Source organism: Quadrisphaera granulorum (assembly GCF_003149145.1).
Taxonomy (GTDB): Bacteria; Actinomycetota; Actinomycetes; order Actinomycetales; family Quadrisphaeraceae; genus Quadrisphaera; species Quadrisphaera granulorum.
Genome location: NZ_QGDQ01000006.1, coordinates 127,593 through 153,117, shown reverse-complemented (window position 1 = coordinate 153,117; position 25,525 = coordinate 127,593). Strand labels below are relative to the sequence as shown.

Genomic DNA, 25,525 nt, shown 5'->3' with positions numbered 1-25,525 from the left:
TCGCAGGGTGAGCTGCTCAGCTCACCCCGCGGGCAACTCTCAGCTGACGGAGCGGCGGGCTGCGCGGCGCGCGGCGAGCTCGTCAGTGGTGGAGCCGCCACCGTCGACCTTCTCGCTCGGCAGGGTGGCCAGCGAGGCCTCCACCTCGCGCCAGACCCTGCCGACGGCGATGCCGAAGACGCCCTGTCCGCCCTGGACGAGGTCGACCACTTCCTCGGCGGACGTGCACTCGTAGACGCTGGCACCGTCGCTCATGAGGGTGATCTGCGCCAGGTCTTCGACCTCGCGCTCGTGCAGGTGCCCCACGGCCGAACGGATCTGCTGCAGCGAGACGCCGGTGTCCAGGAGTCGCTTGACGACCTTGAGCACGAGGATGTCGCGAAAGCCGTAGAGCCGCTGTGTGCCGGACCCGCTGGCTGGACGCACGGACGGCTCGACGAGCCCGGTGCGCGCCCAGTAGTCGAGCTGGCGGTAGGTGATGCCCGCCGCCTTGCAGGCCGTCGGTCCGCGGTAACCCGCGTCACGGTCGAGCGCTGGCAGGGCCTCTGTGAAGAGCAGGCTCTGCGCAGCGGAGGACCCGCGGCCGCTCCCGCCGTCTCCCGAGCTCCTCACGCGGACCTCCTGTCGTGCGCCGCGACCGGGCCGGCTCAGGTCCGCGGCTCGTCGTGAGCCGAAGACCGCCAGCAGCTCCAGTGCAGGGCGTCCTCATGACGGTAGGGCCGGTCAGGCCCCCCGTCAACGAAGGCGAGGCTCAACGGTCCGGCGTGTCGCGACCTGGCGTGTCGTCACCGGGCTCGGTGGGCGGGTCACCCTCGAAGTCTTCGGCGCTCACGTGATCGAGAAACTCGCGGAACTTCTCCACCTCGTCCTCGTCCTGGTCGGGCACCGGGAGCCCCGCATCGGCCAGCACGGCCTCGGCCCCGAGGATCGGTGACCCGGTCCGCAGAGCCAGCGCGATGGCGTCCGAGGAGCGCGCGCTCACGATGGTTCCTCCGTCGAGGACGAGCTCGGCGTGGTACACGCCGTCCTTCATCGCGACGATGCGCACCTCGACGAGCGTCCTGCCGACCGCGGCGAGGACGTCCTTGAGGAGGTCGTGGGTGAGCGGGCGCGGCGGCACCACGCCCTGCTGGGCGAAGGCGATGGCACTCGCCTCCGGCGCACCGATCCAGATCGGGAGCATGCGATCACCTTCACGCTCCCGCAGCAGCACGATGGGGTTGTTGGAGGGCATCTCCACCCGGACCCCGACGACCTCGAGCTCGCGCACGTCACCACCGTAACCCCGCCCGCTCCGCGGGAGCAGAGGGTCGTCGTCAGGGGCTGGGCGCTCGCGCCAGCGTGACCCTCAGGGCGCGGGCGGGACGCCGTCCAGGGCGCATCCCAGCGCCGCAGCGTGCAGCGCCAGCAGCGAGCTCACCAGCTGACCGCCGACGCGCTCGGCCTCGTCGGACCTGGCCGAGACGCCTCCGGGGAGCTCGCTCGCGCGCTCACCCTGACGTTCTGCGTGACGATCTCCGGGGCGGACCCTGCGCAGCGGGTTCACCACCTGCTCCACCAGAGCGGCCTCGGCCCCCACCGCCGTCCTCAGGGCCCGCAGATGACGCGGTTCGATGCCGTGCTCCCCCAGCACCACCGCAGCGCGCACCAGCGCCAGCGCCGCGTGCGGGTAGAGCCCGGCACGCTCACGCGGCAGCAGCCCGTGGTCTTCGAGGGACTCCAGCAGCGCCAGCGACCCTCCTGCCGCGAGCAGGACCTCGCTGCGCGGAACCGGCCCGCGAGCGGGGGCCGCCTGCTCGCCGCCGGCCCCCGGCGCGGCGCCGGAGGTGGCCGACCGGAGGCCGTCGCCGTCGTCGTCGTCCTGATCATCCGCGAGGGCGACTGCGTCGGCCTCAGCGGCAGCACCAGCAACCACGGCGGGCTCCAGGGCGCTCGCCCGCGGGCGAGCGGACGAACGGACGGACCCTTCGGGCGGCAGCGCGTTCGGGTCGGCGTCGAGCGCGTCGAGGTGCTCGCGGATCACCCGCAGCGGCAGGTACTGGTCGCGCTGGAGCCGCAGCACGGTGCGCAACCGCTCCAGGTCGGCGAGGGTGAACTTCCGGTACCCGCTGGGCGTGCGCTGCGGCGTGACCAGGCCGCGGTCTTCGAGGAAGCGGACCTTGGAGTGGGTGACGTCGGGGAACTCCGGCGACAACCGCCCCAGCAGCTCACCGATGGTCAGCAGTGGTCCCGCAGCGGCGGGAACCGCCTGCGCGGGACGGCGGGCCGGTGACGGAGCCCGCTCGGTCACCGCGCGCGGAAGGAGTGGAAGGTCAAGCGGTACTTGCCGATCTGCACCTCGTCGCCGTTGCTGAGGAGCACGTCGTCGACGCGGTCACGGTTGACGTAGGTGCCGTTGAGGCTGCCGATGTCGCGGACCCGGAACCGCTGCCCGTCACGCACGAACTCGGCGTGCTTGCGGGAGACGGTGACGTCGTCGAGGAAGATGTCGCTGCTGGGCTGGCGCCCCGCGGTGGTGCGGTCAGCGTCGAGCAGGAACCGCGCCCCCGCGTTGGGGCCGCGCTGCACCACGAGCAGCGCGCACCCCTCGGGCAGGGCGTCGACGGCGCGCTGCTGGTCGGACGTCAGCCCGACAGCGGCGTCGGACGACGTGTCGACCTCCGGCACCGAGATGGCCGGGAAGGACATCGTCGTGTCCGAACCGCCCTGCCTGCTCGGCTCCTCGCGCTCGCTCACAGGGCCACCCTAGCCGCCGATGACGGGGCTCCCCCACGGCCTTCGCTCGGGCGGGGCCGCCCGACGATCACGAGATCTGGTCGCGGTAGCCGGCCGCGTCGAGCAGCCCGTCCAGAGCGGCGGCGTCCTCGAGGCGGACCTCCAGCACCCAGCCCTCGCCGTAGGGGTCGGAGTTCACCAGTTCGGGGCTGCCGTCGAGGCTGTCGTTGCGGGCGGTCACCTCACCCGTGACGGGCGCGTACAGCTCGCTGACGCTCTTGGTCGACTCCAGCTCACCGCACGAAGACCCGGCCTCCACACGGTCACCCACGGCCGGCAGGGAGACGTAGACGATGTCTCCCAGCTCGCCCTGCGCATACGCGGTGATGCCGATCCTCACAACGCCGTCGCCGGCGTCCGCGACCCACTCGTGCTCCGCGGTGTAGCGAAGCTGCTCGGGGATCTCGACGTCCGGCATCCAACGGCCTCCTGGCTCAGCAGCATGGGGGGTCGTCAGCGGCGAGGACCCCGGCACGTCAGCCCGAGCCGCTCGGCGCGACCGGGCGAGAGTACGCAGGCGCGCCCGCGGGCTGCAACGCCGTCACGTCGACCTGCTGCACCTGCTCGACCCTGATCGTCCCGCCGGCCCGTCGCACCGTCGGCCCGACCCCGTCGGGGAACTCCATCGCGCTGGCGAGGGTCTGCGGGCCGCCGATGGCGAGCACCGTGAACGGCGGCCTCACGACCACCGCGTCGGAGGGACCTCCGACCGAGACCCCGCCGTCGGCGGTGTCGACGAAGGCGGTGCTGGCGATCACCCGCGCGTCGCCGATCTGGATCGCCTCCGCGCCCGCGTCGCGCAGCTCCTGCACCGCACCGAGCAGCAGCGTGGCGGCGCTGGGGGTGGAGTCAGCGGGCACCTGCACCGTGAGCCGGATGCCGGGCCCCGTCGCGGGCAGCGTGCCCGCGAGGATGCCGAGGGTGTCGACCCGTTCCTGGGCCAGCTCCCGCGCCGCCTCGCGCTGGTCGCCGCTGGCACGCAGCCCCTGCTGGGCGCTCTCCAGCTCGGCGATCTCACGCTGCAGGCGCTCGCTGCGGTCGGTCGCGTCGTCGAGCAGGCCGAGCAGCTCCGACTGCGGCAGCGCCGCGAGGTCGGCGCCGGTGCGCTGCTGCACCTGGACGGCGACGGCCAGGCCCAGGAGCAGGCAGAGGACACCGACGACGAGCTGCCCCCGGGTGGCGCGGGGAGCCAGCGCGTAGCGCAGCCCCTTGCGCTGCGGGGACTCTGAAGACTGCGGGGACTCTGAAGACTGCGGTGCTTTCAAAGACGGCGGTGGCTGCGGGGCCGGGTCGGCGTCAGGCACCGCGGCGGAGGCGACGCGGCCGCCGCGGCCGCCGTCGTCGTCCTGATCGGTCGGGTGCGGGGGGTCGAGCGGCAGAGCGAGCTGGAGCTGGTGAGCGTCGTCGTCAGGTTCCGGCAAGGAGAGCTCCAGCTGGCCGGGACACGCCTGCGGGGGGTCGGGCTGGGGAGCTGTCATGCCTTGAACAGGTGCCGCCGGATGGAGGCCACGTTGGAGAAGATGCGGATGCCGAGGACGACGACGACGGCCGTCGACAGCTGACTGCCGACGCCGAGCTGGTCGCCCAGGTAGACGATGAGCGCGGCGACGACGACGTTCGACAGGAACGACACGACGAAGACGCGGTCGTCGAAGAGCCCGTCGAGGGCGGCGCGGAAGCCGCCGAACACCGCGTCGAGGGCGGCGACCACGGCGATGGGCAGGTACGGCTGCAGCCACGACGGAACCGTCGGGTCGAGCAGGAGGCCGAGGACGATGCCGGCGAGCAGTCCGACAGCGGCGATCATCGGGCGGTCGTCGGGCGGGTCACGGTGCGGACTCCTGTTGCTCCGGGCGGGTAGCGGGGGCACTGCCCCCCGGCACCCGAGCACTGTAGAGGCGCTGCGCATCGAGCGCGGGCAGGTCCATCTCCTCGGAGGTGGAGACCTGGACCCCGATGCCGTACTGGTCTCCCAGCGCCTGCAGCCAGCGCGCGGCGGGGGTCAGGGCGAAGCTCGCCGCGAGCGCGTTCGGGGAGCCGATCGCCTCGACGACGTACGGCGGTGACAGGGGGCGGAAGTTGACGAGGACCGCACCGCCGGCGCTGCGGATGGCGGTGGCCGCGGTGAGTCGCTGGCCGTTGATGGCCACCGCTTCGGCGCCGGAGCTCCACAGGCCGTTGGCGACGCGCTGGAGGTCGCCGTCCTGGACCCGGGCGTCGGCGGCGGGGTCGACGTTGCGGGGGTCGGCTGCGCCGGGAGCCGCACCGGGGCCGTCGGTGAGGGTGATGACGAGCCCGGGGCCTGTCACCTCGGTGGTGCCGGAGGCCACGAGGGTCCCGTCGTCGACGGTGGGGGCGCTGGGGTCACCGGCGAGGAGTGCGTCCTGGTCGGCTTGGACCTGGGTGCGCAGCTCGGCGGCGCGGGCGGCGAGGTCGTCCGCGGTGGCGGTGCGGCGCTCGATGTCGGCGACCAGCGCGGCGCGCGCGTCGGGGTCGGAGGGGGTGTGGAGGGCGAGGACGGCGCCGGTGACGAGCAGTCCGGCACCGGCTGCCATCACCGCGGTGAGCACCCGGCGACGGTGCCGGTGGGCTCCCGCGTCGCTGTTCGACGCCCCGCCGGTCTGATCCTGGTCTGCCCGCTCCTGTTCGGCCCGCTCCTGTTGGGCGCGGCGACGCTCGGCGGCCGCGGCGTAGCCGGGGTCGAGGGGCCGCTCCATGACCTCGCGCAGCAGGGTCATGGACGCGTCGGGGCGGGGCCTCGTCGTCGTCTTCGAGTTCGTGGTGGTGCTCACGCGGCGGCCCTCGCGCGCATCAGAACGCGCACGTGGGCGGCGTAGCGCAGACCCGCCCACCAGTAGAGGGCCGTGCCCCACATCGCGAAGGCCCAGCCGAGGGGGCGGGCGACGGCGCCGACGGGCCCGCCGAGCGACGCCAGCAGGATCAGCGGGAAGGCATACAGGAGCGCGAAGGTGGCGGCCTTGCCGAGGTCGCTGACCGGCAGGGGCCCGCGCCCGAGCCGCGCCAGCAGGAGTCCGAGCGCCACGATGCCGAGGTCCCGGGCGACGATGACCACCACCAGCCACCAGGGCACGAGCTCGCGCAGGGCCATCCCCAGCAGGGCGGCGAAGATGAAGAGGCGGTCCGCGGCGGGGTCGAGGACCTGGCCGAGGCGGGTGACCTGCTGCCAGCGGCGCGCGAGGCGCCCGTCGAGCCAGTCGCTGGCGCCGGAGACCGCCAGCACGAGCAGCGCCCACAGGTCGTGGCCGCCCAGGATGAGTGCGGCGAAGACCGGCACGAGCAGCAGGCGGAGCGCCGACAGCGCGTTGGGGACGGTGAGGACGCGGTCGGCGGGATGCTCGGCAGTGCCGGCCAGCCCGTCGTTCCTCACGCGTCCCAGCATCGCAGCCCGCGGGGCAGGCTGCCTCAGCCCAGAGACTGACGGGCGGGCTGACGAGCGGGCTCGGGACGGGACACCTCCAGGGCCGCCCGCAGGCTGTCGGCGGCGGCGACGACGTCGACGCGCACGAGGGCCAGCGCGGCGACGACGAGCGCGGTCACGGACTCGGCCAGGTGCGCGCGGACGGTGTCGTCGAGGTCGGGTCGGGCGGCGGCGAGGCCGCCGGCCACGGCCGCGCGGAGCTCGGCGCGGTAGGCGACGACGACGGCGCGGACGGCGTCGTCCTGCCCGATGGGCGCTGCGGCGGCGGACAGCAGCAGGCAGCCTCGGGAGGCGTCGCCGTCACCGGTGGCGTCGCGTGCGAGGGCGTCGAGGAGGTGCTGGAGGTAGTCCGCGAGCGCTGCGGGTTGGACGGGCGGTGTCTGCAGGGGGCGCAGCCGGGGCCTGACGACCTCGTCGAGGTAGCTGGTGAGGGCGGCGTCGTAGAGGCCACGCTTGCTGCCGAAGGCGTGGTAGAGGCTGGAGCGGTTGACGCCGGTGGCGCGCTCGAGCTCGGGCACCGAGGCCTGTTCGTAGCCGTGTTCCCAGAAGACGCGGCGTGCGGCGCGGACGAGCGCGGCGGTGTCGTACCCCGGCTGACGACCCACGGTCCCTCCCTGCGGCGTGCTCGCCGGCACCCCGTCGAGCTTTTCTGCAATGGACGTTACAGTAAAGCCTCGTGGTCATCACCGGACTCGTCCTCATCGGCGCCGCAGCACTCCTCCACGTGTGGATCTTCGTGCTGGAGTCACTGGCGTGGACCAGCCCGCGAGCGCGGGCCACCTTCGGCCTCACCCGCGAGGAGGCGCTGGCCACGCAGCAGCTGGCGTTCAACCAGGGCTTCTACAACCTGTTCCTGGCGATCGCCGCAGCGGCCGGCGTCGTCGTCCTGATCATCGGCGGGCCGACAGGCGTCGGGGCGACCCTCGCCCTCACCGGCGCGTGCTCGATGGCCGGCGCGGCTGCGGTGCTCGCACTGTCCGACCGCAGCAAGCTGCGCGCCGCCGCGGCCCAGGGCACGGCACCGCTGCTCGGCGCGATCGCGCTGACCGCCGGCTTGCTGACGCGCTGACCACACCCGCTCATCACATCTCAGGCCCGTTCCACCTCGGAGGCACCTCTCATGACCACCACAACACCCAGCACGACGCCCGGCACGACATCCAGCGCTACGGCGACCAGCCGCCAGTGGCAGCTCATCGCGCGACCCGTGGGTGAGCCGAAGCCCACCGACGTTCGCCTGGTGGAGGTGTCCCTGCCCGCCCTGGCCGACGGTGAGGTGCGGGTGGCCAACGAGTTCGTCTCGGTGGACCCCTACATGCGCGGCCGCATGAACGACACCAAGAGCTACGTGCCGCCGTTCGGCCTCGGCGAGGCGATGACGGGCGGCGCCGTGGGCCGGGTGGTCGAGTCGCGCGCCGAGCAGCTGCCCGTGGGCACCCTCGTGGTGCACATGCTCGGGTGGCGCGACGTGGCACAGGGGCCTGCCAGTGGGTTCCGCGCGGTGCCCGAGGTGCAGCGCGGCGGCGTCGCGGTGCCGTCGTCGGTACACCTGGGGATCCTGGGACTCACGGGTCAGACCGCCTACGCAGGCCTGACCGCCGTCGGGCGGCTACAGCCCGGCGAGGTGGTGTTCGTCTCCGGGGCGGCGGGCGCCGTGGGCACCGCGGTCGGCCAGGTCGCACGGCTGCTGGGCGCTTCTCGCGTGGTCGGCTCCGCCGGAGGGCCGGAGAAGGTGGCCCGGCTGCGCGAGCGGTTCGGCTTCGACGCGGCGCTCGACTACAAGGCCGCACCGGTGCGCGAGCAGCTGCCGGCGCTGGTGCCGGACGGCGTGGACGTGTACTTCGACAACGTCGGCGGTGACCACCTGCAGGCCGCGCTCGACGTCATGAACCGCCACGGCCGCCTCGTGCTGTGCGGAGCGATCTCCGGCTACAACGCCTCTCCGTCGCAGCCGGGTCCGGCCGGGCCCGACAACCTCGCCAACGCCATCACCCGCAGCCTGACGCTGGCGGGCTTCACCCTGGGCGACTTCGCCTCCCTGCTGCCGGAGGCGACGGCGAAGCTGGCCGCGTGGTTCGACCAGGGGAAGCTGCAGCACGAGGAGACCGTCGTTGACGGTGTGGAGAACACCTTCGAGGCGTTCATGGCGATGATGCGCGGCGGCAACACCGGGAAGATGGTCGTGCGCGTCGGCTGAAGCCCCGTGCACTCCGGTGGTGCACCACCGGGAATGACAAAGGCCCTGGTGAGCGATGCTCACCAGGGCCTTGCTGTCGGGCTGACAGGATTCGAACCTGCGACCCCCTGGCCCCCAGCCAGGTGCGCTAGCCAAGCTGCGCCACAGCCCGTGATCCCGCAGGACCGTGGAACACCTTACAGGGTCGCCAGGTCTGATCAGGCTGGAGGTGCGCCGCCCTCCCCCAGGAGGGTGTCCATCACCGCAACGGCCTCAGCTTCGGGTCCGACAGGCCGCATGTAGACCCTCGTGGACCGGTCATCCTGGTGCCCCAGTCCCTCAGCGATACGCTCCGCGCTGACCCCACCGAGGTTGAGCCACGAGGCGTAGGCGTGACGCGTTTGCCGCGCCTGAGGGCTGAAGTCGAGGCCAGCGGAACGCACTGCTGCCTGCCAGAGACGGCTCCACCCCTGGTGACTGACCACACCGAGGCCGGTCACGCCCGTCGACGCGGCCGAGTCGACCGGGGCTTCGCCAGCCTGAACACGCTCGCGACGAGGAGCCACGTCGCCCCGCTGGCGCTGCCGTCGCTCCCGCTTCTTGCGCGCTGAGTACTCGGAGATGGCCTGGCGACAGCAGGCCTCGCGACACTTCCCCGTCACGTACCCGTTCATCGTCCCGTGCTGGTACTCGATGCCGTTCGGGCCGGTGAACGTCCCCAGCTCGGCCAACCTCGCCGGGGTCAGAGGCTCGAGGTGGATCTTCTGGGGGAACGTGCGCCCGGAAACCGGCGGCAGCACCAGACGAGCCGGGAACACCACGTCATCCGGCCCGATCCCCGATTCCTTGCACCACAACCGCAGTCGATCGGCAAAGTGCTGGCCCACCACGACTCGGCGTTCGTGGCCGTTCTTGGTGGACGGGCGTAGCGCGAAGCGCTCACCGTCAGCCGAGAAGCGACGTCCCGGCTCCGACAGAGTCCGCCGGACCAGCACCGCGTCACGATCGATATCCGATGCTGTCAGCGCGAGCGCTTCCCCGATCCGCAGTCCCGCACGCACGAAGAGGTCAGCCAGCAGGCGAGCTCCCGGCGTGGGCAGCGCGTCCCTGACCCGCACGAACTCCTCGGGAGTGATGACCCGCCCGACGACCGTGCGGGAGTGTGGCGCGGGTACCGCCGCTGTGGGGAGCGCATCGATGACACCGTGATCCATCGCGTACCGGCAGGCAGCGCTCAAGACGATGCGCGCGAGCCTGACCAGGCTGTCTCCCGCCCCCTGGGCCCTCAGACGCTCCAGCAGGGCGGCGACATCGCCTCGGGTGATCTCAGCGACCAGCATGCTGCCCAACACCGGGTCGACATGGCGGACGAAGATGCCTTCGTAACCCGCCATGGTCTTGGGATCGACGGTGGCGTTGGCGGCGTAGCCGGCCCACGCCTCACTCACCGTGAGGTGGGAAGCCCGACGTTGCGAGCTCGCACGGGTGTTCGTTTCCATGAGGCCGATCATGCCGCTGACCACTGACAACGGGGTGGGACGCGAACGAGGTGCGGGCCGGCTGCACCTGGCAGCCGGCCCGCCCCTCGTCGTCGTCCTGATCTGTCGCCGTCAGGGGCAGACGTCAGGGGCAGAGCCTCAGCGGCGGCGCTTCTCCCGCACGCGCACGCTGACCTCCACCGGGGAGCCCTCGAAGCCGAACTGCTCGCGCAGGCGCCGCTCCAGGAACCGCCGGTACTGCGCCTCCAGGAACCCCGAGGCGAACAGCACGAACCGCGGCGGCCGCGTGGACGCCTGCGTGCCGAAGAGGATGCGCGGCTGCTTGCCGCCCCGCAGCGGGTGCGGGTGCGCGGCCACGACCTCCGACAGGAACTGGTTCAGCCGCCCCGTGGGCACGCGGGTGTCCCAGCTGTCCAGCGCGACGTCGAGCGCAGGCACGAGCCTGTCGACATGACGCCCCGTGCGCGCGGAGATGTTCACCCGCGGCGCCCACGCCACCTGCGCGAGGTCCTGCTCGATCTCGCGCTCGAGGAAGTGGCGGCGCTCCTCGTCGGTGAGGTCCCACTTGTTGAACGCCAGCACCAGCGCCCGCCCCGACTCCACGACGGTGGTGATGATGCGGGTGTCCTGCTCGGTGAGCCGCTCGGAGGCCTCCAGCAGCACCACGGCCACCTCGGCGCGCTCGAGGGCCGCCTGCGTGCGCAGGGAGGCGTAGTAGTCGGCGCCGGAGGTCTGGTGCACGCGGCGGCGGATGCCGGCGGTGTCCACGAAGCGCCAGGGCCGACCGCCGAGCTCCACGAGCTCGTCGACGGGGTCACGGGTGGTGCCTGCGGTCGGGTCGACGACGACGCGCTCGGACCCGACGAGCTTGTTCAGCAGGCTCGACTTGCCGACGTTGGGCCGCCCCAGCAGCGCCACGCGCCGCGGCCCGCCGGAGGCCTCCTGCTCGCCCACGAGCTGCTCCGGGACAGCCTTGAGCACCGCGTCGAGCAGGTCTCCCGACCCGCGCCCGTGCAGCGCCGACACCGGGTGCGGCTCGCCGAGCCCCAGGGACCACAGTGCGGCGGCGTCGGCCTCGGTGCGCTCGTCGTCGACCTTGTTCGCCGCCAGCACCACGGGCTTGCCCGAGCGGCGGATGAGCTTCACCACGGCCTCGTCGGTGCCGGTGGCACCGACGGAGGCGTCGACGACGAAGACGACGACGTCGGCCAGCTCGATGGCGATCTCGGCCTGCTCGGCCACGCGGGCGTCGAGCCCGTGGACGTCGACCTCCCAGCCGCCGGTGTCGACGACGACGAACGGCGTGCCCGCCCACTCGGTGGTGTAGCGGACCCGGTCTCGCGTGACACCGGGCACGTCCTGCACGACTGCCTCGCGGCGGCCTAGCACGCGGTTGACCAGGGTCGACTTGCCGACGTTGGGCCGCCCGATGATGGCGACGACGGGCAGGACGCGATCGTCTTCACTGCCGTGCTCGCCGGCTTCGGCGTCGAGGACGGCGAGGTCGTCGTCGGAGAGGTCGTAGTCCTCCAGACCCACGCGCAGGGCGCGGGTCGGGTCGAGCTCCTCCCCGACGCCCTGGTGCTGGTCGGACATCTGATCGGTGGTCTGGTCGGTGGTCTGCTCGCTCACGTGCGGGCTCCCGTCGTCTGGGTGATGCGCTCGCCGAGGGCGGCGGTCGCCAAGGCCAGCAGGGCCTCGACGCCCTCCTCGAGCGAGCCGGAGTTGTCGAGCACGCTCACGCCGTCGGCGGCCTCGGTGAACGCGGCGACGCTGGAGTCGTCGCGATCGCGGCGGACCACCTCGTCACGGGTGCGCTCGACGGCGGCGGCATCGGAGGTGCCGTGCAGCTCCAGTGCGCGGCGCGCGAGTCGGCGCTGCTCATCGACAACAACCAGAACGCGCACGGCGGCCTCGGGCGCGACGACGGTGGTGAGGTCACGGCCCTCAGCGACCACGCCGCGCGCGGAGGCCTGCGCCGCGATGGCGGCGCGCTGGCGGGCGATGAGCTCGGCGCGGACCTCGAGGTTGGTGGCCACGACGCTCACCGCCGAGGAGATACGGCTCTCGCGGATGGCGGCGGTGACATCGGTGCCACGGACGACGACGAAGGGCCGCTCCGGGTCGGTGCCGACCCGCAGGTCGAGGCCGCGGGCCAGCCCGGCGACGGCCTCGTCGAGGCCGTGGTCGCGCCCGCCCGCCTCTGCCGCCGCTCCGGCCGAGAGATCGAGCCCGTCCTCCAGGGCCGCCCAGCACACCGCGCGGTAGTAGGCGCCGGTGTCGAGGTAGCCCGCGCCGAGCGCAGCCGCAGCACGGCGGCACAGAGTGGACTTGCCGGAGCCGGAAGGACCGTCGACGACGACGACGAGCCCGCGGGCGCGAGGCACCGACGGCACCTGCTCAGACGTCTGACCAGACGTCGGGGAGGTGGTCGGCGCGTCCGTCGAGGAGGGGTGTTCGGGTGGAGCGTGCACCGTCGAAGGGTAGTGGCCGGTGGCGACAGTCCTGGTCATCAGGCTGGTCACTACCCTGGCCGGGTGGCCACCGCACCCAGCTCCACCGGCAGTTCCGCCGGCAGTTCCACCGGCAGCTCCGCTGAGATCCCCGTGATCGCTGATGTCGAGGAGGCGGTCGAGGCCCTCGAGTTCGTCGCCGCACTGGTCACGCGCCTTGGCGAGGAGGCCACCCGCCGCCAGTCCGGTGCGGTGGAGCAGCGCAAGCCGGCCGCGGCGCTGACGGGCTCGGTGGTCACCGACGTCGACCTCGAGACCGAGCGAGTCATCGACGACGCGCTGCGCGAGCGGTTCCCTGCCGACGGGATCATCGGCGAGGAAGGCGCGGACCGTCCCCCGGCCGACCCTGAGCACGGCCGCACCTGGGTGGTCGACCCCATCGACGGCACCCTCAACTACGCGCGGCGCCTCGGGCCGTGGTCGGTCGTGGCCTCGGCCTGGCGAGGTCCGCGCGAGCGGCCGCAGGCAGAGTCGGTGGCGGTGTGGACCGGCGGCTACCTCTACACCGCCGTTGCCGGTCAGGGCGCGTTCGTACGGGTCGCCAGCGCGGATGCCGAGCCCCGCCGGCTGCGCCTCGAGGGACCCGCGGAAGCGGGCGGTGTCGTCCGTGCGGGCGCGGGCGTGCTCGGCGCCATCAAGGACGCCGGATGGCTGCCCAAGGTGGTGGAGAGCTCGGCGGCCGAGGTGGTCTCCATCGCCGACGGGCGTGTCATGGGCACCCTGCGCCACGGCGGTGACCGCCGCGACCTGCACGGCCCGGCGCTGCTGGTCGCCGAGGCAGGCGGTGCGGTGGTGCCGCTGGACGGCGAGCCCCTGTCGGGCGTGAGCCGCTCCCTCGTGCTGGCACACCCCGGCGCTGCGGACTCCCTCGTGGCCCTGGCGCAGGCCACCCTGCCGGTGGAGGGCCCCGCCGACTAAGGGTGGCCAACCGCCCATGATCACGGCGGTCACAGAGGTGGCCAACCGCCCATGATCACGGACGGGTGAGCGTGATCATGGGCGGTTGGCCACCCCTGGCGTGACGCGATCAGGCGAGCAGATCAGTCGAGCAGATCAGTCGAGCAGGGCCCAGCCGAGGTCGCGCAGGGCGGACTCCAGCACCGAGCGTGAGGCAGGCAGCACCGACACCTCCGCCAAGCCCACGGGCTGGCCCGGGGAGTGCTCCAGGCGCAGGTCCTCGAGATTGACGCCGGCGGCGCCGACGTCGTGCAGCAGCCGCGCGAGCTCTCCGGGAGCGTCCGGCACGAGCACCGTCACCACCGCGTACGACGTCGGCGGGGCGCCGTGCTTGCCGGGCACCCGGGCGCGGCCGGCGCCGCCGTCGGCAATGAGTCGGGCCACCGCGGCCAGCGCCCCGGGGCTGTTCGCCGCTGCGCACTGAGGGTTCCGGGCGTCCTCGTCGGCGTCTGCGAGCTGCTCGAGGGCCGCGAGCACGACGTCGAGGTCGGCCCGCAGGTCACGCAGCACCGCGGCCACCGGCCCGGCGTTCGCCCCGAGGATCTGCACCCACAGCGACGGGTCGGACTCGGCGATGCGCGTGACGTCACGCAGCCCCTGCCCGGCCAGCTCGACGGCAGGCTCGGGCGCCTCCCGCAGTCGCGCGGCCACCAGCGACGCCGCCACCTGCGGCACGTGGGAGACCAGCGCCACGGCCTCGTCGTGAGCGCCGGCCTCCATGACCACCGGCACGCCGCCGAGATCATCGGCGAGGTCACGGACGGCCGCCACAGCCTGCGGTGAGGACGACGACGTCGGGCACAGCACCCACGGCCGCCCCGCGAACAGCGTGCCCCGGGCGGCGACGGCCCCCGACCGCTCCCGCCCCGCGAGCGGGTGGCTGCCCACGTAGCGCGCCAGGGCCGCCGCACCGCACCGCGCCCCTTCGTCGTCGTCGTGATCACCAGCGCCGCCGAGGAGGCGGCGCAGCTCGGCGAGCACGGTGAGCTTGACGCTGGCGACGTCGGTGACCACCGCGTCCGGCCACGCGGCCAGCTGCTCGGCCACCACCGACGCCGTGACATCGGGCGGTGCGGCGACGACGACGAGCGCCGGCGGCGGGTCGTGCGGCTGGCGCAACCGCCCCGCGCCCAGGTCGCGGGCCAGGGCCGCAGCCGTCGGCGAGGGGTCGGCCAGGGTCGTCTCGACCCCGCGGGCGCGCAGCGCGAGCGCCGCACTCGTACCGAGCAGCCCGGTGCCGACGACGTGGACGGGTCCGCGGGTGCGCGCGCGCAGCGTCGTCACCGGCCGCCGTTCTGGCGGCGCTGCTGGGCGGCGCCTCTGGCCTTCGCGACCTTCGCCGCGCGGGTCGACTTGGACGACGCCGCCGTGCGCCGCGCCGACCCGGTGACCATCTGGATGCCCTTGCGGTCCGGGGCCTTTGCCACAGGCCGCTGGCCCTTGGGGCGCGGAGTGCGGCCCCCCGGCTGCGAGCCCGGTCCGGCGCTGCGCAGCGTGGACACCTCCTCGCGGGTCAGTGCGCGGGTGACGCCGGGGCGCAGGTCACCCAGGTGGATCGGGCCGATGGCGGTGCGCGCCAGGCGGATGACGGGGTAGCCGACCTCCTCGAGCATGCGGCGCACCACGTGCTTGCGTCCCTCGTGCAGGACGATCTCCACGAACGCCTTACCGGGAGCGGAGTCGACGAGGCGGAAGGAGTCGGCCTTGGCCAGGCCGTCCTCCAGCTCCACGCCGTCGCGCAGGCGCTTGCCGATGCCGCGCTCCACCGGGCCGTGGACCTCGGCGACGTAGGTACGGGGCACCTCGAAGGACGGGTGCTGCAGGCGGTGCGCGAGGTCGCCGTCGTTGGTGAGGAGGATGAGGCCCTCGGTGTCGACGTCGAGTCGACCGACGTGGAAGAGGCGGACGCCCTGCTCGGTGCGGTCGTCGAGGATGTCCGCCAGCGTGAGGCGCCCCTCCGGGTCGGACATGGCCGACAGGTACCCGCGCGGTTTGTTCATCGCCAGGTAGACCTTGGTGGTGTCGAGCTGCAGCAGCATCCCGTCGACCTCGACCTGCGCGGTGGACGGGTCGACGCGGACGCCGAGCTCGGTGACGACCTCACCGTCGACGCGGACCCGGCCGCGTGCGATGAGTTCCTCGCACGCGCGGCGCGAGCCCATGCCGGCGCCCGCGAGCACCTTCTGCAGGCGCACGCCGTCGGGGTCGTGCACGTCGTGCTCTTCTCGCTGCTGGCTCACTACTGTTCTCCTGCTCCGCCGTGTCTCACGGCCCGTCGTCCAGAGCGTCGAGGAGCGCGTCGATCTCCGTGTCGTCCGGCAGGTGCGGCGCCAGCGGAGGGAGGTCCTCGAGGCTGTCGACCCCGATCTTCTCCAAGAAGGCGGTGGTCGTCCGGTACAGGATCCCACCCCCGGGACCCTCCCTGCCCGCCTCGGTCACCAGCCCGCGCGTGAGCAGCGTCCTCACCACCGAGTCGACGTCGACCCCGCGCACCGCCGCGACCCGCGCCCGGGTCACCGGTTGGGTGTAGGCGATGATCGCGAGGGTCTCCAGCGCCGCCTTCGACAACCGCGCCGACGCCGCCTCGCCGGTGAACCGGGCCACGAGCGGCGCAGCGTCGGGATGGCTCCAGATCCGCCAGCCACCGGCGGCGGCACGCAGCTCGAACCCCCGCTGCTCGGCGCGGTAGGACGACGCCAACGCCTCCAGCGCCCCGCGCACCGCATCGGCGGGCACCTCGAGACCCTCGGCGAGATCGTCGACGGACACCGGCGCATCGACGACCATGAGCACCGCCTCCAGCGCGGCGCGCAACCCGCCCGGCAGCTGCTCGACAGCGGTGCCGGAGGAGCCAGGGCTGCCGGAGCACTCGTCGGCGGTGCTCAGGAGGACTCCTCGGTCGCGGGCTGGTTGGGCTGGTTGGGCTGATCGCGCAGGTCGATGACGCCGCGCCAGCGCACGTGCAACGGCTGGGACGGGTCGGTCTGCTCCAGGTCGAGCTCGCCGCGGCGGTACAGCTCGAGGACGGCGAGGAACCGGCCCACGACGAGGACGACGGCGGCCCGCGCGTCGCCAGCGCCAGCGCTGCCGCCGTCGTCGTCCTCCCGGCCTGCATCCGCAACGAGGTCCGCGAAGCTCACCGGCTCGGCCCCGTGCTGCGCGAACCAGCCCACGAGACGCTCGCGCAGCAGCGCCACCTGCTCGGGAACGCTGACCGTCGGCGCATGCAGGTGCTCGACACCGACCCGGGCGGGCGCACCGCGCCGACCCCGGGTGGGCGCGGCGATGGCGGCGGCGGCCAGCGCCGCGAGCTGGTCGGGCGTGGTGGCGAGCACCAGGTCGGGCAGGGCGCGCGCCACCAGCGGGTCCGCCGCGCCCGTGCCGCCCGGACGCGGGGTGCTCAACGCCCCCACCGCCAGACGCTGCGCGAGCAGACCGGAGACCTGCGCGAACGCGCGGTGCTGCAGCAGCCGCGCGAAGAGCAGGTCGCGCGCCTCGACGAGGGCGAGGGCCTCGGCGTCGAGCTCGTCGTCGTCCTCCGAGGGCAGCAGCCGGGCGACCTTCAGGTCGAGCAGGGTGGCCGCGACCACGAGGAAGCCACTCGCCTGACCGAGGGCCGCCACCTCCGCCGCCGCGGAGCCGTCAGCGGTGGCCGAGGCGTCGGCGGCAGCCAGCATCCGGCGCAGATGGGCGATGAACTCGTCGGTGACAGCAGCCAGCGCCACCTCGGTGATCTCCAGGCGGCGTCGCGAGATGAGGCCGAGGAGCAGGTCGAACGGGCCGGAGAAGTTCTCCAGGTGCACGTCGAACGCGGGCGCGTCGCGATCGGTGAGCACCCCTCCGGGCACGGCAACCGCGGGAGGAGCAGGCGTCGACGCCGACGGTGACGCCTCCGCCTCGCCTGCGGCAGTGCGCTCAGATGCGCCTGCGGCACTGCGCTCAGCTGCGCCTGCGGCGCGGGGCGCCGGGAGCACGATCAGACCAGCGGGCGATCAGGCAGCGGGCGATCAGGCAGCGGCACCGCGCGCGACGAGCTCGCGCGCCAGACGGCGGTAGGACTCCGCGCCGGAGTGCTCGGGGGCGTACGTGGTGATCGGCTCACCGGCCACGGACGCGTCGGGGAACTTCACGGTGCGCCCGATGACGGTGTCGAACAGGGTGGAACCGAACGCCTCGACGACGCGGGCGATGACCTCGCGGGAGTGCAGGGTCCGCGCGTCGTACATGGTCGCGAGGATCCCGTCGACGGCAAGGGCGGGGTTCAGCCGGTCCTGCACCTTCTCGATGGTCTCCACGAGCAGCGCCACGCCGCGCAGCGCGAAGAACTCGCACTCCAGCGGGATGACCACGCCGTGCGCTGCGGTGAGGGCATTGACCGTGAGCAGGCCCAGCGAGGGCTGGCAGTCGACGAGGACGACGTCGTAGTCGTCCGTGCCGCTGCGCAACGCGCGGACCAGCGCCTGCTCACGAGCCACCTCACCGACCAGCTGCACCTCCGCGGCGGACAGGTCGATGTTGGCGGGCAGGATGTCGACCCCGGGCAGACGGGTGGGGACGACGACGTCGGGCACCGTGGCGCGCCGGTCCATGAGCAGCGTGTACACCGTGTGCTGCAGCTCGTGGGGGTTCACGCCGAGGCCCACCGACAGCGCACCCTGAGGGTCGAAGTCGACCAGGAGCACCTTGCGGCCGTACTCCGCGAGCGCCGCGCCCAGGTTGATGGTGGTGGTGGTCTTGCCGACCCCGCCCTTCTGGTTGCACATCGCGATGATGCGCGCGGGGCCGTGGCCCGACAGGGCCGGCGGGACCGGGAAGTCAACCAAGGGACGCCCGGTGGGACCGAGCAGGCCCTTCTGGGCGCCCTGCTGTCCGACCTGCGCACCACGGGCCTGCAGGTCGTTCGTCATGAGCAGCAAGACTACCCCAGCACCGTGCTCCGAACGGGTGAGCGGGACCCGCCGGAGGGCGCCTCATGAGCACCGCCGATCGCCGTGAGCGACGGGGGCAGCCGAGCCGCTGACGCATCCGAGAACGCTGTTCCCGATGGTTGATTCCCCAGGGAAGCCCGTCCGAGGACACCGACCTGGACACCCTCACCAGGGACAACCCGTGCCCGCGGTGGCCCTCACGATCCACCATCTCGACGACTGACTGCCCGGAGCCGTCACACGCGTCATGACTCCACGGTCGCCGACGCGGGCACCGCAGCGACCGTGGAGGCGACGGGAGCACTCGCGCCGGGAGCTGTGCTCGGTTGGCCCCTTCAGAGTGAGGGGCTGCTCACGCTGAAGGGGCCAACGCTCCACAGCTCCCGGCACGGGGCACCCCTGGCGCGGGTGCCCACGGTGATGTCCGCGCCAGCTCCGGTCCGGCGTGCTGGAGGGCGCCACCGACCCCGGGAATCAACGACCTACCCGAGGGCGCGCGGGTGGGCCGCGGCGTAGACCTCGCGGAGGGCGTCGGCGGTGACCATCGTGTAGATCTGCGTGGTGGTGACGCTGGCGTGGCCGAGCAGCTCCTGGACCACGCGCACGTCGGCGCCGCCCTCCAGCAGGTGCGTGGCGAAGCTGTGGCGCAGCGTGTGCGGGGTGATCGGGTGGTCGGCGCTGCCGATGCCGGCGCGCTCCGCAGCAGTGCGCAGCACGGCCCATGCGCTCTGCCGCGACAGGCGCGCGCCGCGGCTGTTGAGGAACACCGCGCCCTCGATCGATACCGCGCCCTTGATCGATACCGCGCCGGCGCTGGAGCGGTCCTCGGGGGTGCCGGCGGCGGCGAGCGCCGGGCGGGCCCGCACGAGGTAGGCCGACAGCGCCTGCACGGCGTAGGAGCCGAGGGGGACGACGCGCTCCTTGCCGCCCTTACCGCGCAGGCGCAGCAGCGCGGCGCGTCCCTCGCCGTCGTCGTCGCCCTCTGGGGTTCTGTCCCCGAAGACCTCGGCTGGCAGGTCGTCGATGTCGAGGCCGACGGCCTCGGAGATGCGGGCGCCGGTGCCGTAGAGCAGTTCGAGCAGGGCGCGGTCGCGCACGGGCATCGGTCCCTCGCCGAGGCTGGAGGCTTCCAGGAGGGCGAGGACGTCGGCGACGGGCACCGCCTTGGGCAACCGCCGCGGCGTGGAGGGGGGGCGGACGGCGGCGGCGGGGTCGGCGGGGGTGGCGCCCTCCAGCGCGAGGAAGCGGTGCCAGCCGCGGACGGCGACGACGGCGCGCGCCGCCGACGAGGCCGACAGCGGCGGGCCCAGTTCCCCGGCCGGCTCTTCCGCGGGGGCGTCTCCCGATGCCGGCTGGGGGGCGGTGGCTGCGCCGGTGCGCAGGTCCTGGAGGTGAGCGGCGACGTCGTCCTCTCCGACGGCGGCGAGGTCGCTGCGACCGCGGCGGCGTAGCCAGGTGGCGTACCGCTCCAGGTCGCGGCGGTAGGCGGCGAGGGTGTTCTCGGCGAGGCCTCGCTCGACGCGCAGGTGCGCGAGGTACTGCGAGAGGGCCCGGGAGAGTCCGTCGGCGGGCTGCGGCGGAGGGGCGACAGCCGGCATGGCGGACGGGATGTCAGGGGGCCTTTCAGGGGGGCTGTCAGGGGTGACAGCAGGGGGCTCGCTCACCCTTGCGAGCACCTCCGCTCCCACGCGCCTCACTGTAGGACCGTCCCACGCGGCAGGCTGTGCAGGTGCGAGAACGCCGTGTCGGGCGCCCCGCGGGGCCGCGAGACTCCTCCGCCCCGGTCGAGGGCACCTTCGCCACGTCCACCGGTCAGGCGGCCTGGGTGCCCGAGCACGACGGCTCGTGGACGCTGTACGTCAACGGCGTGCCGAGCTCGCCGGTGCGCGTAGGTGACCCCGCGGCGCTGGACTTCGAGTACCTGCAGTGGATGGCCGACGTGATCCGGCTGGTGCTGCCACCCACCGCGGAGGGGCCGCTGCGGGCGGTGCACCTGGGCGGCGGCGCATGCGCCCTGCCGCGCCACCTGGCCACCGTGCGGCGCGCCGAGGGGCAGCAGCTGCGGCAGGTGGTGGTGGAGCTCGACGCCGAGCTGGCCACCCGGGTGCGGGAGTGGGTGGACCTGCCGCGTTCCCCCGAGCTGCGGATCCAGACAGGTGACGCACGCGGGGGGCTGGCCGCGCGACGCGACGCCTCGGCAGACCTGGTGGTCCGCGACGTCTTCTCCGGAGACTCCACGCCCCGGCACGTGAGCACGCGGGAGTTCCTGGCCGAGGTCGACAGGGTGCTCGCGCACGGTGGGCTCTACGTGGCGAACGCCGTCGACAGGACCTCCCCGGTGGGGTTGAAGGCGGAGGTGGCCACGCTGCGGGCGGTGTTCGGCCACGCGGCCGCCGCCATCGAGCCCGGGGTGCTGCGGGGGCGGCGGCACGGCAACGCCGTGCTCCTGGGGAGCCGCTCCCCGTTGCCGGTGGCGGCGCTGACGCGGGTGCTGGGGGCAGGGGCGGCACCGGCCCGGCTGCTGCACGGTGAGGCGCTGGAGGCCTACGCCGCCGGTGCCCCAGTGTTGGCCGACCCTCTGCCGGCCGTCCCGACCACCTGACGGTGGCCGACTGCCCATGATCACGGAGATCAGCCACCTGCCGTGATCATGGACACCCGGCCACCCCGACGCAGGGGTCAGACGGCCTGCAGGTGCACCAGCGTCACGCTCAGCGGGAATCGACGCGGCAGCACGAGCCCCACCGACCCGAGCACCGCGCCCGGTAGCGCCGCTTCCCCCAGCGGGCCGGCGGCGTCGACGTCCCCGGCCCGCCACCCCAGCGCCAGGTTGGCGCGAGCCCCGCGGTCGGCCTGCGGCACCGGCCCCACCCAGCGCGCGCGATAGCGCAACCCCGGCTCCAGCCCCGGGTCGCCGGGGTTCCACGCCACGGGCAGCCGCACCGGCACCGGGTGCTCCACCCACGACTCGGCCAGCTGCACCTGCGCCACCAGTGCCTGCGACCCGTCCAGGGCCACCACGCCGTGGCTGCGCACGGCCGGATCCGGGGAATCGGCACGCCACGTGCGCCCGGAGTGCAGCAGCCCGCGGTGCTCCTTGAAGACCGCCACCCACTCGGCGAGGCGCTCCCGGTCGGCCTCGGACGCCGTCGACACGTCCCACTCGATGCCGAACGCCCCGAACAGCGCTGTCGCGGCCCGGAAGTCGAGCGGGATGCTGCGGTGCGTCTGGTGCGAGACCGGCGCGGACACGTGCGCGCCGAGGTACTCCGGCGGCGCCTGCTGCACCATCCACCGCTGGATGTCCTGCCGGGCCACCGCGTCGGTCATGTCCGAGGTCCACACGCGCTGCACGTGCTGCAGCACCTCGACGTCCACCCGGCCGCCGCCGGAGGCGCAGCTCTCCCACTCCACACCGGGGTGCAGGGCGCGCAGCTCGTCGAGCAGGCGGTAGAAGCCGGCGGTGTGGGCGCTGACCACCGGGCGCCCTCCGACGCCAGGTCCAGCTGCAGCGCCCCCGGCCTCGAGCAGGTCGCGGTTGTGGTCCCATTTCACGTAGTCGACCTCGACGGTGCTCAGCACCGCGGACACCGCGTCCCGGACGTACTCGCGCACCTCGTCGCGGGACAGGTCGAGCACCAGCTGGTCGCGCTCCAGCGCGGGTGTCGTGCCGCGCGCGGAGAGCACCCAGTCGGGGTGAGCGCGGAAGATGTCCGAGTCGGGGTTGACCATCTCCGGCTCGAACCACAGCCCGAACTGCATGCCGAACCCGTGCACGGCGTCGGCCAGCGCGGCCAGGCCCCCCTGCGACGCGGGCCAGGCGTCTTCGGAGACCACCCAGTCGCCCAGGCCGGCGGTGTCGTCGCGCCGCGCGCCGAACCACCCGTCGTCCAGCACGAACCGCTCCACACCGATCGACGCGGCCAGCTCCGCCAGGTGCAGCAGGTGCGGCAGGTCGTGGTCGAACCAGACCGCCTCCCACACGTTGAGCGTGACCGGCACCGGACGCTTCGGCGCCGCCCCCGTGGCCGAACCCGCCGCCCGCAGGAAGGCGTGGTTGGCGGCGGCGAGCCCGTCCAACCCGCGCGTCGACGCCCCCAGGTACAGCCACGGCGTCGTGTACGACTCCCCCGGCGCCAGCGTCGTCTCCCCCTGCAGGAGAAGCTCACCCCCGCCCAGGGTGGTCTGGGTGGACGGCGAACGCTCCAGCCGCTGCACGGTGTTGCCGCTCCACCCGACGGCGGCGCTGCGCACCTCACCGGCGTCGAAGGAGAACCCCGGAACGCCGACGACGACGTCGCCCGCCGCGTCGTGCCCGGTCTTGCCCGTGCGGTTCTCCCGCAGCCACAGCCCGTCGCGCACCGGCGCGCGCTGCGGCACGCGCTCGTGCAGCCACCCGCCGGTGTGGTCGAGCACCTCCGCGGCCTCGTCCGGCAGCGGGACGAGCACCTCCAGCCCTTCCAGCGCATAGCTGCTGGTGGAGCTCCTGTTGGTCAGCGTGTGCCGGGCCCGCAGGAGGCCACCCGGCAGCGCCTCCAGCTCGGTGCGCAGGCCCAGCCCCGCGACGGGGTCGGTGGCGACGACGACGACGCGCGGCGCCGTCACGGCGGCGCCCGCGGCAGCTGCGCCGCCGGCACGGCGCGCGTCGTCGTCCCTGTCCTCGGGCTCGTCCAGCCTGTCTTCGGGCCCGTCCAGGTCGAGGTCCGCCTCGACGGAGACCAACCGGAAGGCGGTGGACCAGGCCGGGTCTTCCCCGCCGATCTGTGTGGTGGTGGTCTGTGTTGTCACCGGCTGCGGGCGGTGACCGCGCAGCGCGGGGCGGGAGTAGCGCCCGGTGGAGTGCTCCGGCAGCACGGCCAGGCCTTGCACGCCGAGCAGACCACGGCGGACGGCGACGACGTCGGCCGCGCTCGCTCCGGCCACCTGCGACGCCGGGCCCCACCACACGATGCGGGGCAGCGACCCGTCGCTGGGGACGGCGAGCGCGAGCGCCGCGGCCTCGCAGCCGGCGTCGGGGCGGGTCAGCAGGACGGCGCTGGGGTGGGAGGGCATGGGTCCTTCACAGGTCGGCAGCGAGAGGGCGGGAGCAGGGTGCGTCGGTACGCGTCCCACCGTGTCACGACAGCGGCGCCGCACCGAGAGCCGGTGCGGCGCCGCTGGGTGTGCGGTCTGATGAGTGCTGACTGAGCAGTGCTGAGTGGTCAGCCCTTGACGGAACCCGCCGTGAGGCCGCGCACGAAGTACCGCTGGAGCGAGAGGAACACGATGATCGGCAGGATCATCGTGAAGAACGCACCGGCCGTGAGCAGCTGGTCGCCCTGGCCCTGCTGGCCGAGGAGCGAGTTGAGCGCCAAGGTCAGGGGCGCGTTGTCACCGGGGCCGATGAAGATGAGGGCCACCAGCAGGTCGTTCCACACCCAGAGGAACTGGAAGATCGCGAAGGACGCGAGCGCGGGGACCGACATCGGGATGATGAGCTTCCAGAAGGTCTGGAAGTGACTCGCGCCGTCGATCTTGGCCGACTCCAGGATCTCCCTGGGCAGCGTGGCCATGTAGTTGCGGATCAGGTAGATGGCCAGTGACATCCCGAAGCCGATGTGCGCGCCCCACACGGCCACGAACTGACCGTTGAGGCCCAGCTGGCCGTAGATGTTGAGGATCGGCGCGAAAGCCACCTGGTTGGGCACCACGAGCAGCGCCACCACGACCACGAGCAGGAAGTTCCGCAGCGGGAACTCCATGAACGTGAACGCGTACGCGGCGAACGCCGCGATGAGGATCGGGATGATCGTGGCGGGGATGGAGATGGCCAGGGAGTTCACGAACGCCTGCGCCATGGGCGCCCGCTCGAACACCTCGACGTAGTTCTGCACCGTGAGTCGGCTCAGCTGGGAGGGGCTGGTGAAGATCGTCCACCAGCCGCTGGAGGCGGCGTCGGTCCGGTCACGCAGAGACGTCACCGCGAGGCCGAAGACGGGCAGGATCCACCCCAGGCAAAGGACCGTGATGACGATCTTCGCCCACAGCGGCGCGGGCGCGCCGGCCTCCTCGCCGTGGCCTCCGGACTCCTTGCGGCGGCGGGGCCGCAGCGCGCGGGTGGCCGGGTCGGCAGTCTGGCCGGGGTTGGACACCGGGGGGACGGTGGTCGACTGGCTCATCGTGCGGCCTCCTCGGCCCGGAACTGGCGGATCTGGTAGATGAGGAACGGCACGATCACCAGCATGAGGATCACCACGATGGCGGCGGCCTGGCCGGCGTTACGGCTGACGAACAGCGCCTGGTAGAAGTTCAAGGCGATGATGTTGGTGCCGAAGTTGCCGTTGGTGGCCACGTAGACCACGTCGAACGTCTTGAGCACCCCGATGAGCACCGTGATGAAGACAGTCAGCATGGTCGCGCGGATCTGCGGGATGACGATGCTGAAGAAGATCTTTCCCTCGCCGGCGCCGTCGATGCGGGCGGCCTCGAGGGTGTCGGTGGGCACCCCCTTGATGGCGGCGGAGAGCAGCACCATCGCGAAGCCGGCCTGGGTCCAGATGAGGATGACCATCAGCAGGAAGCTGTTGAGCTTGCCATCGCTGATCTGCCACCAGTTGACGGGGTCGCCGCCGAACAGGGTCCACACGGCGTTGAGCACACCGGTCTGGCTCTGGTTGGCGGGGACGGCGTTGTAGACCAGGCGCCAGATGGCGACGGCGCCGACGGCACTGATGGCCAGGGGCAGGAAGATCAGCGTCTTCGAGATCTTCTCGCCCGTGGGGCGCAGCCGGTCGGCGAGGGTCGCGATGATCAGTCCGAAGATGATCGCAAACGTCGGGACGATGAGGATCCACAGGAACGTATTGATGAGCGTCGTCTGGAACCCGGGCGACCCCAGCAGCGCGGTGTAGTTGTCGAAGCCGACCCACTCGGTGCTGTTCCGATTGGCGAAGCTGTAGATGACCGTCTGGAAGAACGGGTAGACGAGGTAGAAGCCCAGGGCCGCGAACGCGGGCAGGATGAAGACGTACGGCTTGATGAGCTCCTGGGGCTTGCTCGGCAGCAGCTCCGTGAGCTTGTTGAGGATCCAGTACAGGACGACGGCGCCGACGACGCCGCCGACCACCGCGATGAGCGCGTTCAAGATGGTGATGGTCACGGGACCTCCCCGTCCGGCGGACCAGCGTGCTGGTAGCGGCCTGAGTGTGGTGGGTGCGGCGCCGGAGCGCCACAGGGAGTGGAGCTGCGAGGACGGCGCC

At 73.0% G+C, this 25,525-nt stretch carries 26 protein-coding genes and 1 tRNA gene; 4 read left to right on the top strand and 23 right to left on the bottom strand.

The features are described 5' to 3' along the window. Window positions 1-39: 39 nt before the first annotated feature. The 10 genes from BXY45_RS07055 to BXY45_RS07010 form a co-directional block, all read right to left on the bottom strand. Window positions 40-612 (bottom strand): MerR family transcriptional regulator, encoded by a 573-nt coding sequence (locus BXY45_RS07055; RefSeq protein WP_109773607.1) that lies wholly within the window; start codon window positions 610-612, stop codon window positions 40-42. Window positions 613-751: 139 nt separating this feature from the next. Then, entirely contained in the window at window positions 752-1,270 is a 519-nt protein-coding gene (locus BXY45_RS07050) for a bifunctional nuclease family protein (RefSeq protein ID WP_109773606.1), read from the bottom strand. A 78-nt stretch (window positions 1,271-1,348) separates the two neighbouring features. After that, complete coding sequence (locus BXY45_RS23745) at window positions 1,349-2,290, bottom strand: MerR family transcriptional regulator (protein ID WP_211319307.1); 942 nt, start codon at window positions 2,288-2,290, stop codon at window positions 1,349-1,351. Next, window positions 2,287-2,688 carry an FHA domain-containing protein gene (locus tag BXY45_RS07040; RefSeq protein WP_109773641.1) on the bottom strand — a complete coding sequence of 134 codons (402 nt, stop codon included), beginning with the start codon at window positions 2,686-2,688 and terminating at the stop codon, window positions 2,287-2,289. Before BXY45_RS07040 ends, BXY45_RS23745 begins: the two co-directional genes overlap by 4 nt. A 115-nt stretch (window positions 2,689-2,803) precedes the next feature. Further along, complete coding sequence (gene gcvH / locus BXY45_RS07035; protein ID WP_109773605.1) at window positions 2,804-3,193, bottom strand: glycine cleavage system protein GcvH; 390 nt, start codon at window positions 3,191-3,193, stop codon at window positions 2,804-2,806. 58 nt (window positions 3,194-3,251) lie between these two features. Then, the gene (locus tag BXY45_RS07030; RefSeq protein ID WP_109773604.1) at window positions 3,252-4,253 is read right to left on the bottom strand and encodes a DUF881 domain-containing protein; all 1,002 of its coding nucleotides are present in this window, start codon (window positions 4,251-4,253) and stop codon (window positions 3,252-3,254) included. Further along, window positions 4,250-4,582, bottom strand: coding sequence for a small basic family protein (locus BXY45_RS07025; RefSeq protein WP_109773603.1), 333 nt, complete (start codon window positions 4,580-4,582; stop codon window positions 4,250-4,252). The genes BXY45_RS07030 and BXY45_RS07025 overlap by 4 nt, the downstream gene beginning before the upstream one ends. Window positions 4,583-4,601: 19 nt before the next feature. Next, window positions 4,602-5,567, bottom strand: a complete 966-nt coding sequence (locus BXY45_RS07020) for a DUF881 domain-containing protein (RefSeq protein ID WP_109773602.1) — start codon at window positions 5,565-5,567, stop codon at window positions 4,602-4,604. Next, a complete protein-coding gene (locus BXY45_RS07015; protein WP_245961680.1) occupies window positions 5,564-6,163 on the bottom strand; it encodes a CDP-alcohol phosphatidyltransferase family protein in 600 nt (199 codons plus the stop codon). The genes BXY45_RS07020 and BXY45_RS07015 overlap by 4 nt, the downstream gene beginning before the upstream one ends. A 35-nt stretch (window positions 6,164-6,198) precedes the next feature. Then, a complete protein-coding gene (locus BXY45_RS07010) occupies window positions 6,199-6,819 on the bottom strand; it encodes a TetR/AcrR family transcriptional regulator (protein ID WP_109773640.1) in 621 nt (206 codons plus the stop codon). 71 nt (window positions 6,820-6,890) lie between these two features. Between BXY45_RS07010 and BXY45_RS07005 the strand changes: the two genes are divergently transcribed. Together BXY45_RS07005 and BXY45_RS07000 are read left to right on the top strand one after the other, a co-directional pair. Next, entirely contained in the window at window positions 6,891-7,283 is a 393-nt protein-coding gene (locus tag BXY45_RS07005) for a DUF1304 domain-containing protein (protein WP_109773600.1), read from the top strand. A 51-nt stretch (window positions 7,284-7,334) separates the two neighbouring features. After that, window positions 7,335-8,411, top strand: a complete 1,077-nt coding sequence (locus BXY45_RS07000) for an NADP-dependent oxidoreductase (protein ID WP_109773599.1) — start codon at window positions 7,335-7,337, stop codon at window positions 8,409-8,411. Window positions 8,412-8,487: 76 nt separating this feature from the next. On the opposite strand, the gene BXY45_RS06995 is transcribed toward BXY45_RS07000, so the two are convergent. From BXY45_RS06995 to BXY45_RS22855, 4 genes are all read right to left on the bottom strand, one after another. Next, window positions 8,488-8,562, bottom strand: a tRNA-Pro gene (locus tag BXY45_RS06995). A gap of 46 nt (window positions 8,563-8,608) precedes the next feature. Further along, window positions 8,609-9,913, bottom strand: coding sequence for a tyrosine-type recombinase/integrase (locus tag BXY45_RS06990; protein ID WP_146211119.1), 1,305 nt, complete (start codon window positions 9,911-9,913; stop codon window positions 8,609-8,611). A 114-nt stretch (window positions 9,914-10,027) separates the two neighbouring features. Further along, window positions 10,028-11,485: a ribosome biogenesis GTPase Der gene (gene der, locus BXY45_RS06985; RefSeq protein WP_109773639.1), complete on the bottom strand. Its 1,458-nt coding sequence runs from the start codon at window positions 11,483-11,485 to the stop codon at window positions 10,028-10,030. A gap of 32 nt (window positions 11,486-11,517) precedes the next feature. Then, window positions 11,518-12,363: a (d)CMP kinase gene (locus tag BXY45_RS22855; protein WP_218566899.1), complete on the bottom strand. Its 846-nt coding sequence runs from the start codon at window positions 12,361-12,363 to the stop codon at window positions 11,518-11,520. A gap of 63 nt (window positions 12,364-12,426) precedes the next feature. Between BXY45_RS22855 and BXY45_RS06980 the strand changes: the two genes are divergently transcribed. Further along, window positions 12,427-13,320 carry an inositol monophosphatase family protein gene (locus BXY45_RS06980; RefSeq protein WP_170131354.1) on the top strand — a complete coding sequence of 298 codons (894 nt, stop codon included), beginning with the start codon at window positions 12,427-12,429 and terminating at the stop codon, window positions 13,318-13,320. A 135-nt stretch (window positions 13,321-13,455) separates the two neighbouring features. On the opposite strand, the gene BXY45_RS06975 is transcribed toward BXY45_RS06980, so the two are convergent. From BXY45_RS06975 to BXY45_RS06955, 6 genes are all read right to left on the bottom strand, one after another. After that, window positions 13,456-14,634 carry a prephenate dehydrogenase gene (locus BXY45_RS06975; protein WP_109773638.1) on the bottom strand — a complete coding sequence of 393 codons (1,179 nt, stop codon included), beginning with the start codon at window positions 14,632-14,634 and terminating at the stop codon, window positions 13,456-13,458. Window positions 14,635-14,639: 5 nt separating this feature from the next. Then, a complete protein-coding gene (locus BXY45_RS06970; RefSeq protein WP_109773596.1) occupies window positions 14,640-15,599 on the bottom strand; it encodes a pseudouridine synthase in 960 nt (319 codons plus the stop codon). Window positions 15,600-15,624: 25 nt separating this feature from the next. Continuing rightward, a complete protein-coding gene (gene scpB, locus BXY45_RS23740) occupies window positions 15,625-16,173 on the bottom strand; it encodes an SMC-Scp complex subunit ScpB (protein ID WP_211319305.1) in 549 nt (182 codons plus the stop codon). Window positions 16,174-16,241: 68 nt separating this feature from the next. Beyond that, window positions 16,242-17,195 carry a segregation and condensation protein A gene (locus tag BXY45_RS23735; protein WP_211319304.1) on the bottom strand — a complete coding sequence of 318 codons (954 nt, stop codon included), beginning with the start codon at window positions 17,193-17,195 and terminating at the stop codon, window positions 16,242-16,244. Window positions 17,196-17,366: 171 nt separating this feature from the next. Continuing rightward, window positions 17,367-18,266, bottom strand: a complete 900-nt coding sequence (locus tag BXY45_RS06960; protein ID WP_109773594.1) for a ParA family protein — start codon at window positions 18,264-18,266, stop codon at window positions 17,367-17,369. 503 nt (window positions 18,267-18,769) lie between these two features. Continuing rightward, entirely contained in the window at window positions 18,770-19,885 is a 1,116-nt protein-coding gene (locus BXY45_RS06955; protein WP_109773593.1) for a site-specific tyrosine recombinase XerD, read from the bottom strand. Window positions 19,886-20,016: 131 nt separating this feature from the next. On the opposite strand from BXY45_RS06955, the gene BXY45_RS06950 reads away from it, so the two are divergent. Further along, window positions 20,017-20,889: a spermidine synthase gene (locus BXY45_RS06950; protein WP_211319303.1), complete on the top strand. Its 873-nt coding sequence runs from the start codon at window positions 20,017-20,019 to the stop codon at window positions 20,887-20,889. A 77-nt stretch (window positions 20,890-20,966) separates the two neighbouring features. Here the strand turns inward: BXY45_RS06950 and BXY45_RS06945 are convergent, their stop codons facing one another. The 3 genes from BXY45_RS06945 to BXY45_RS06935 form a co-directional block, all read right to left on the bottom strand. Then, entirely contained in the window at window positions 20,967-23,339 is a 2,373-nt protein-coding gene (locus BXY45_RS06945; protein ID WP_109773592.1) for an alpha-galactosidase, read from the bottom strand. A 149-nt stretch (window positions 23,340-23,488) separates the two neighbouring features. Next, a complete protein-coding gene (locus BXY45_RS06940; protein WP_109773591.1) occupies window positions 23,489-24,445 on the bottom strand; it encodes a carbohydrate ABC transporter permease in 957 nt (318 codons plus the stop codon). After that, a complete protein-coding gene (locus BXY45_RS06935) occupies window positions 24,442-25,425 on the bottom strand; it encodes a carbohydrate ABC transporter permease (protein WP_109773590.1) in 984 nt (327 codons plus the stop codon). The genes BXY45_RS06940 and BXY45_RS06935 overlap by 4 nt, the downstream gene beginning before the upstream one ends. Window positions 25,426-25,525: the final 100 nt, after the last annotated feature.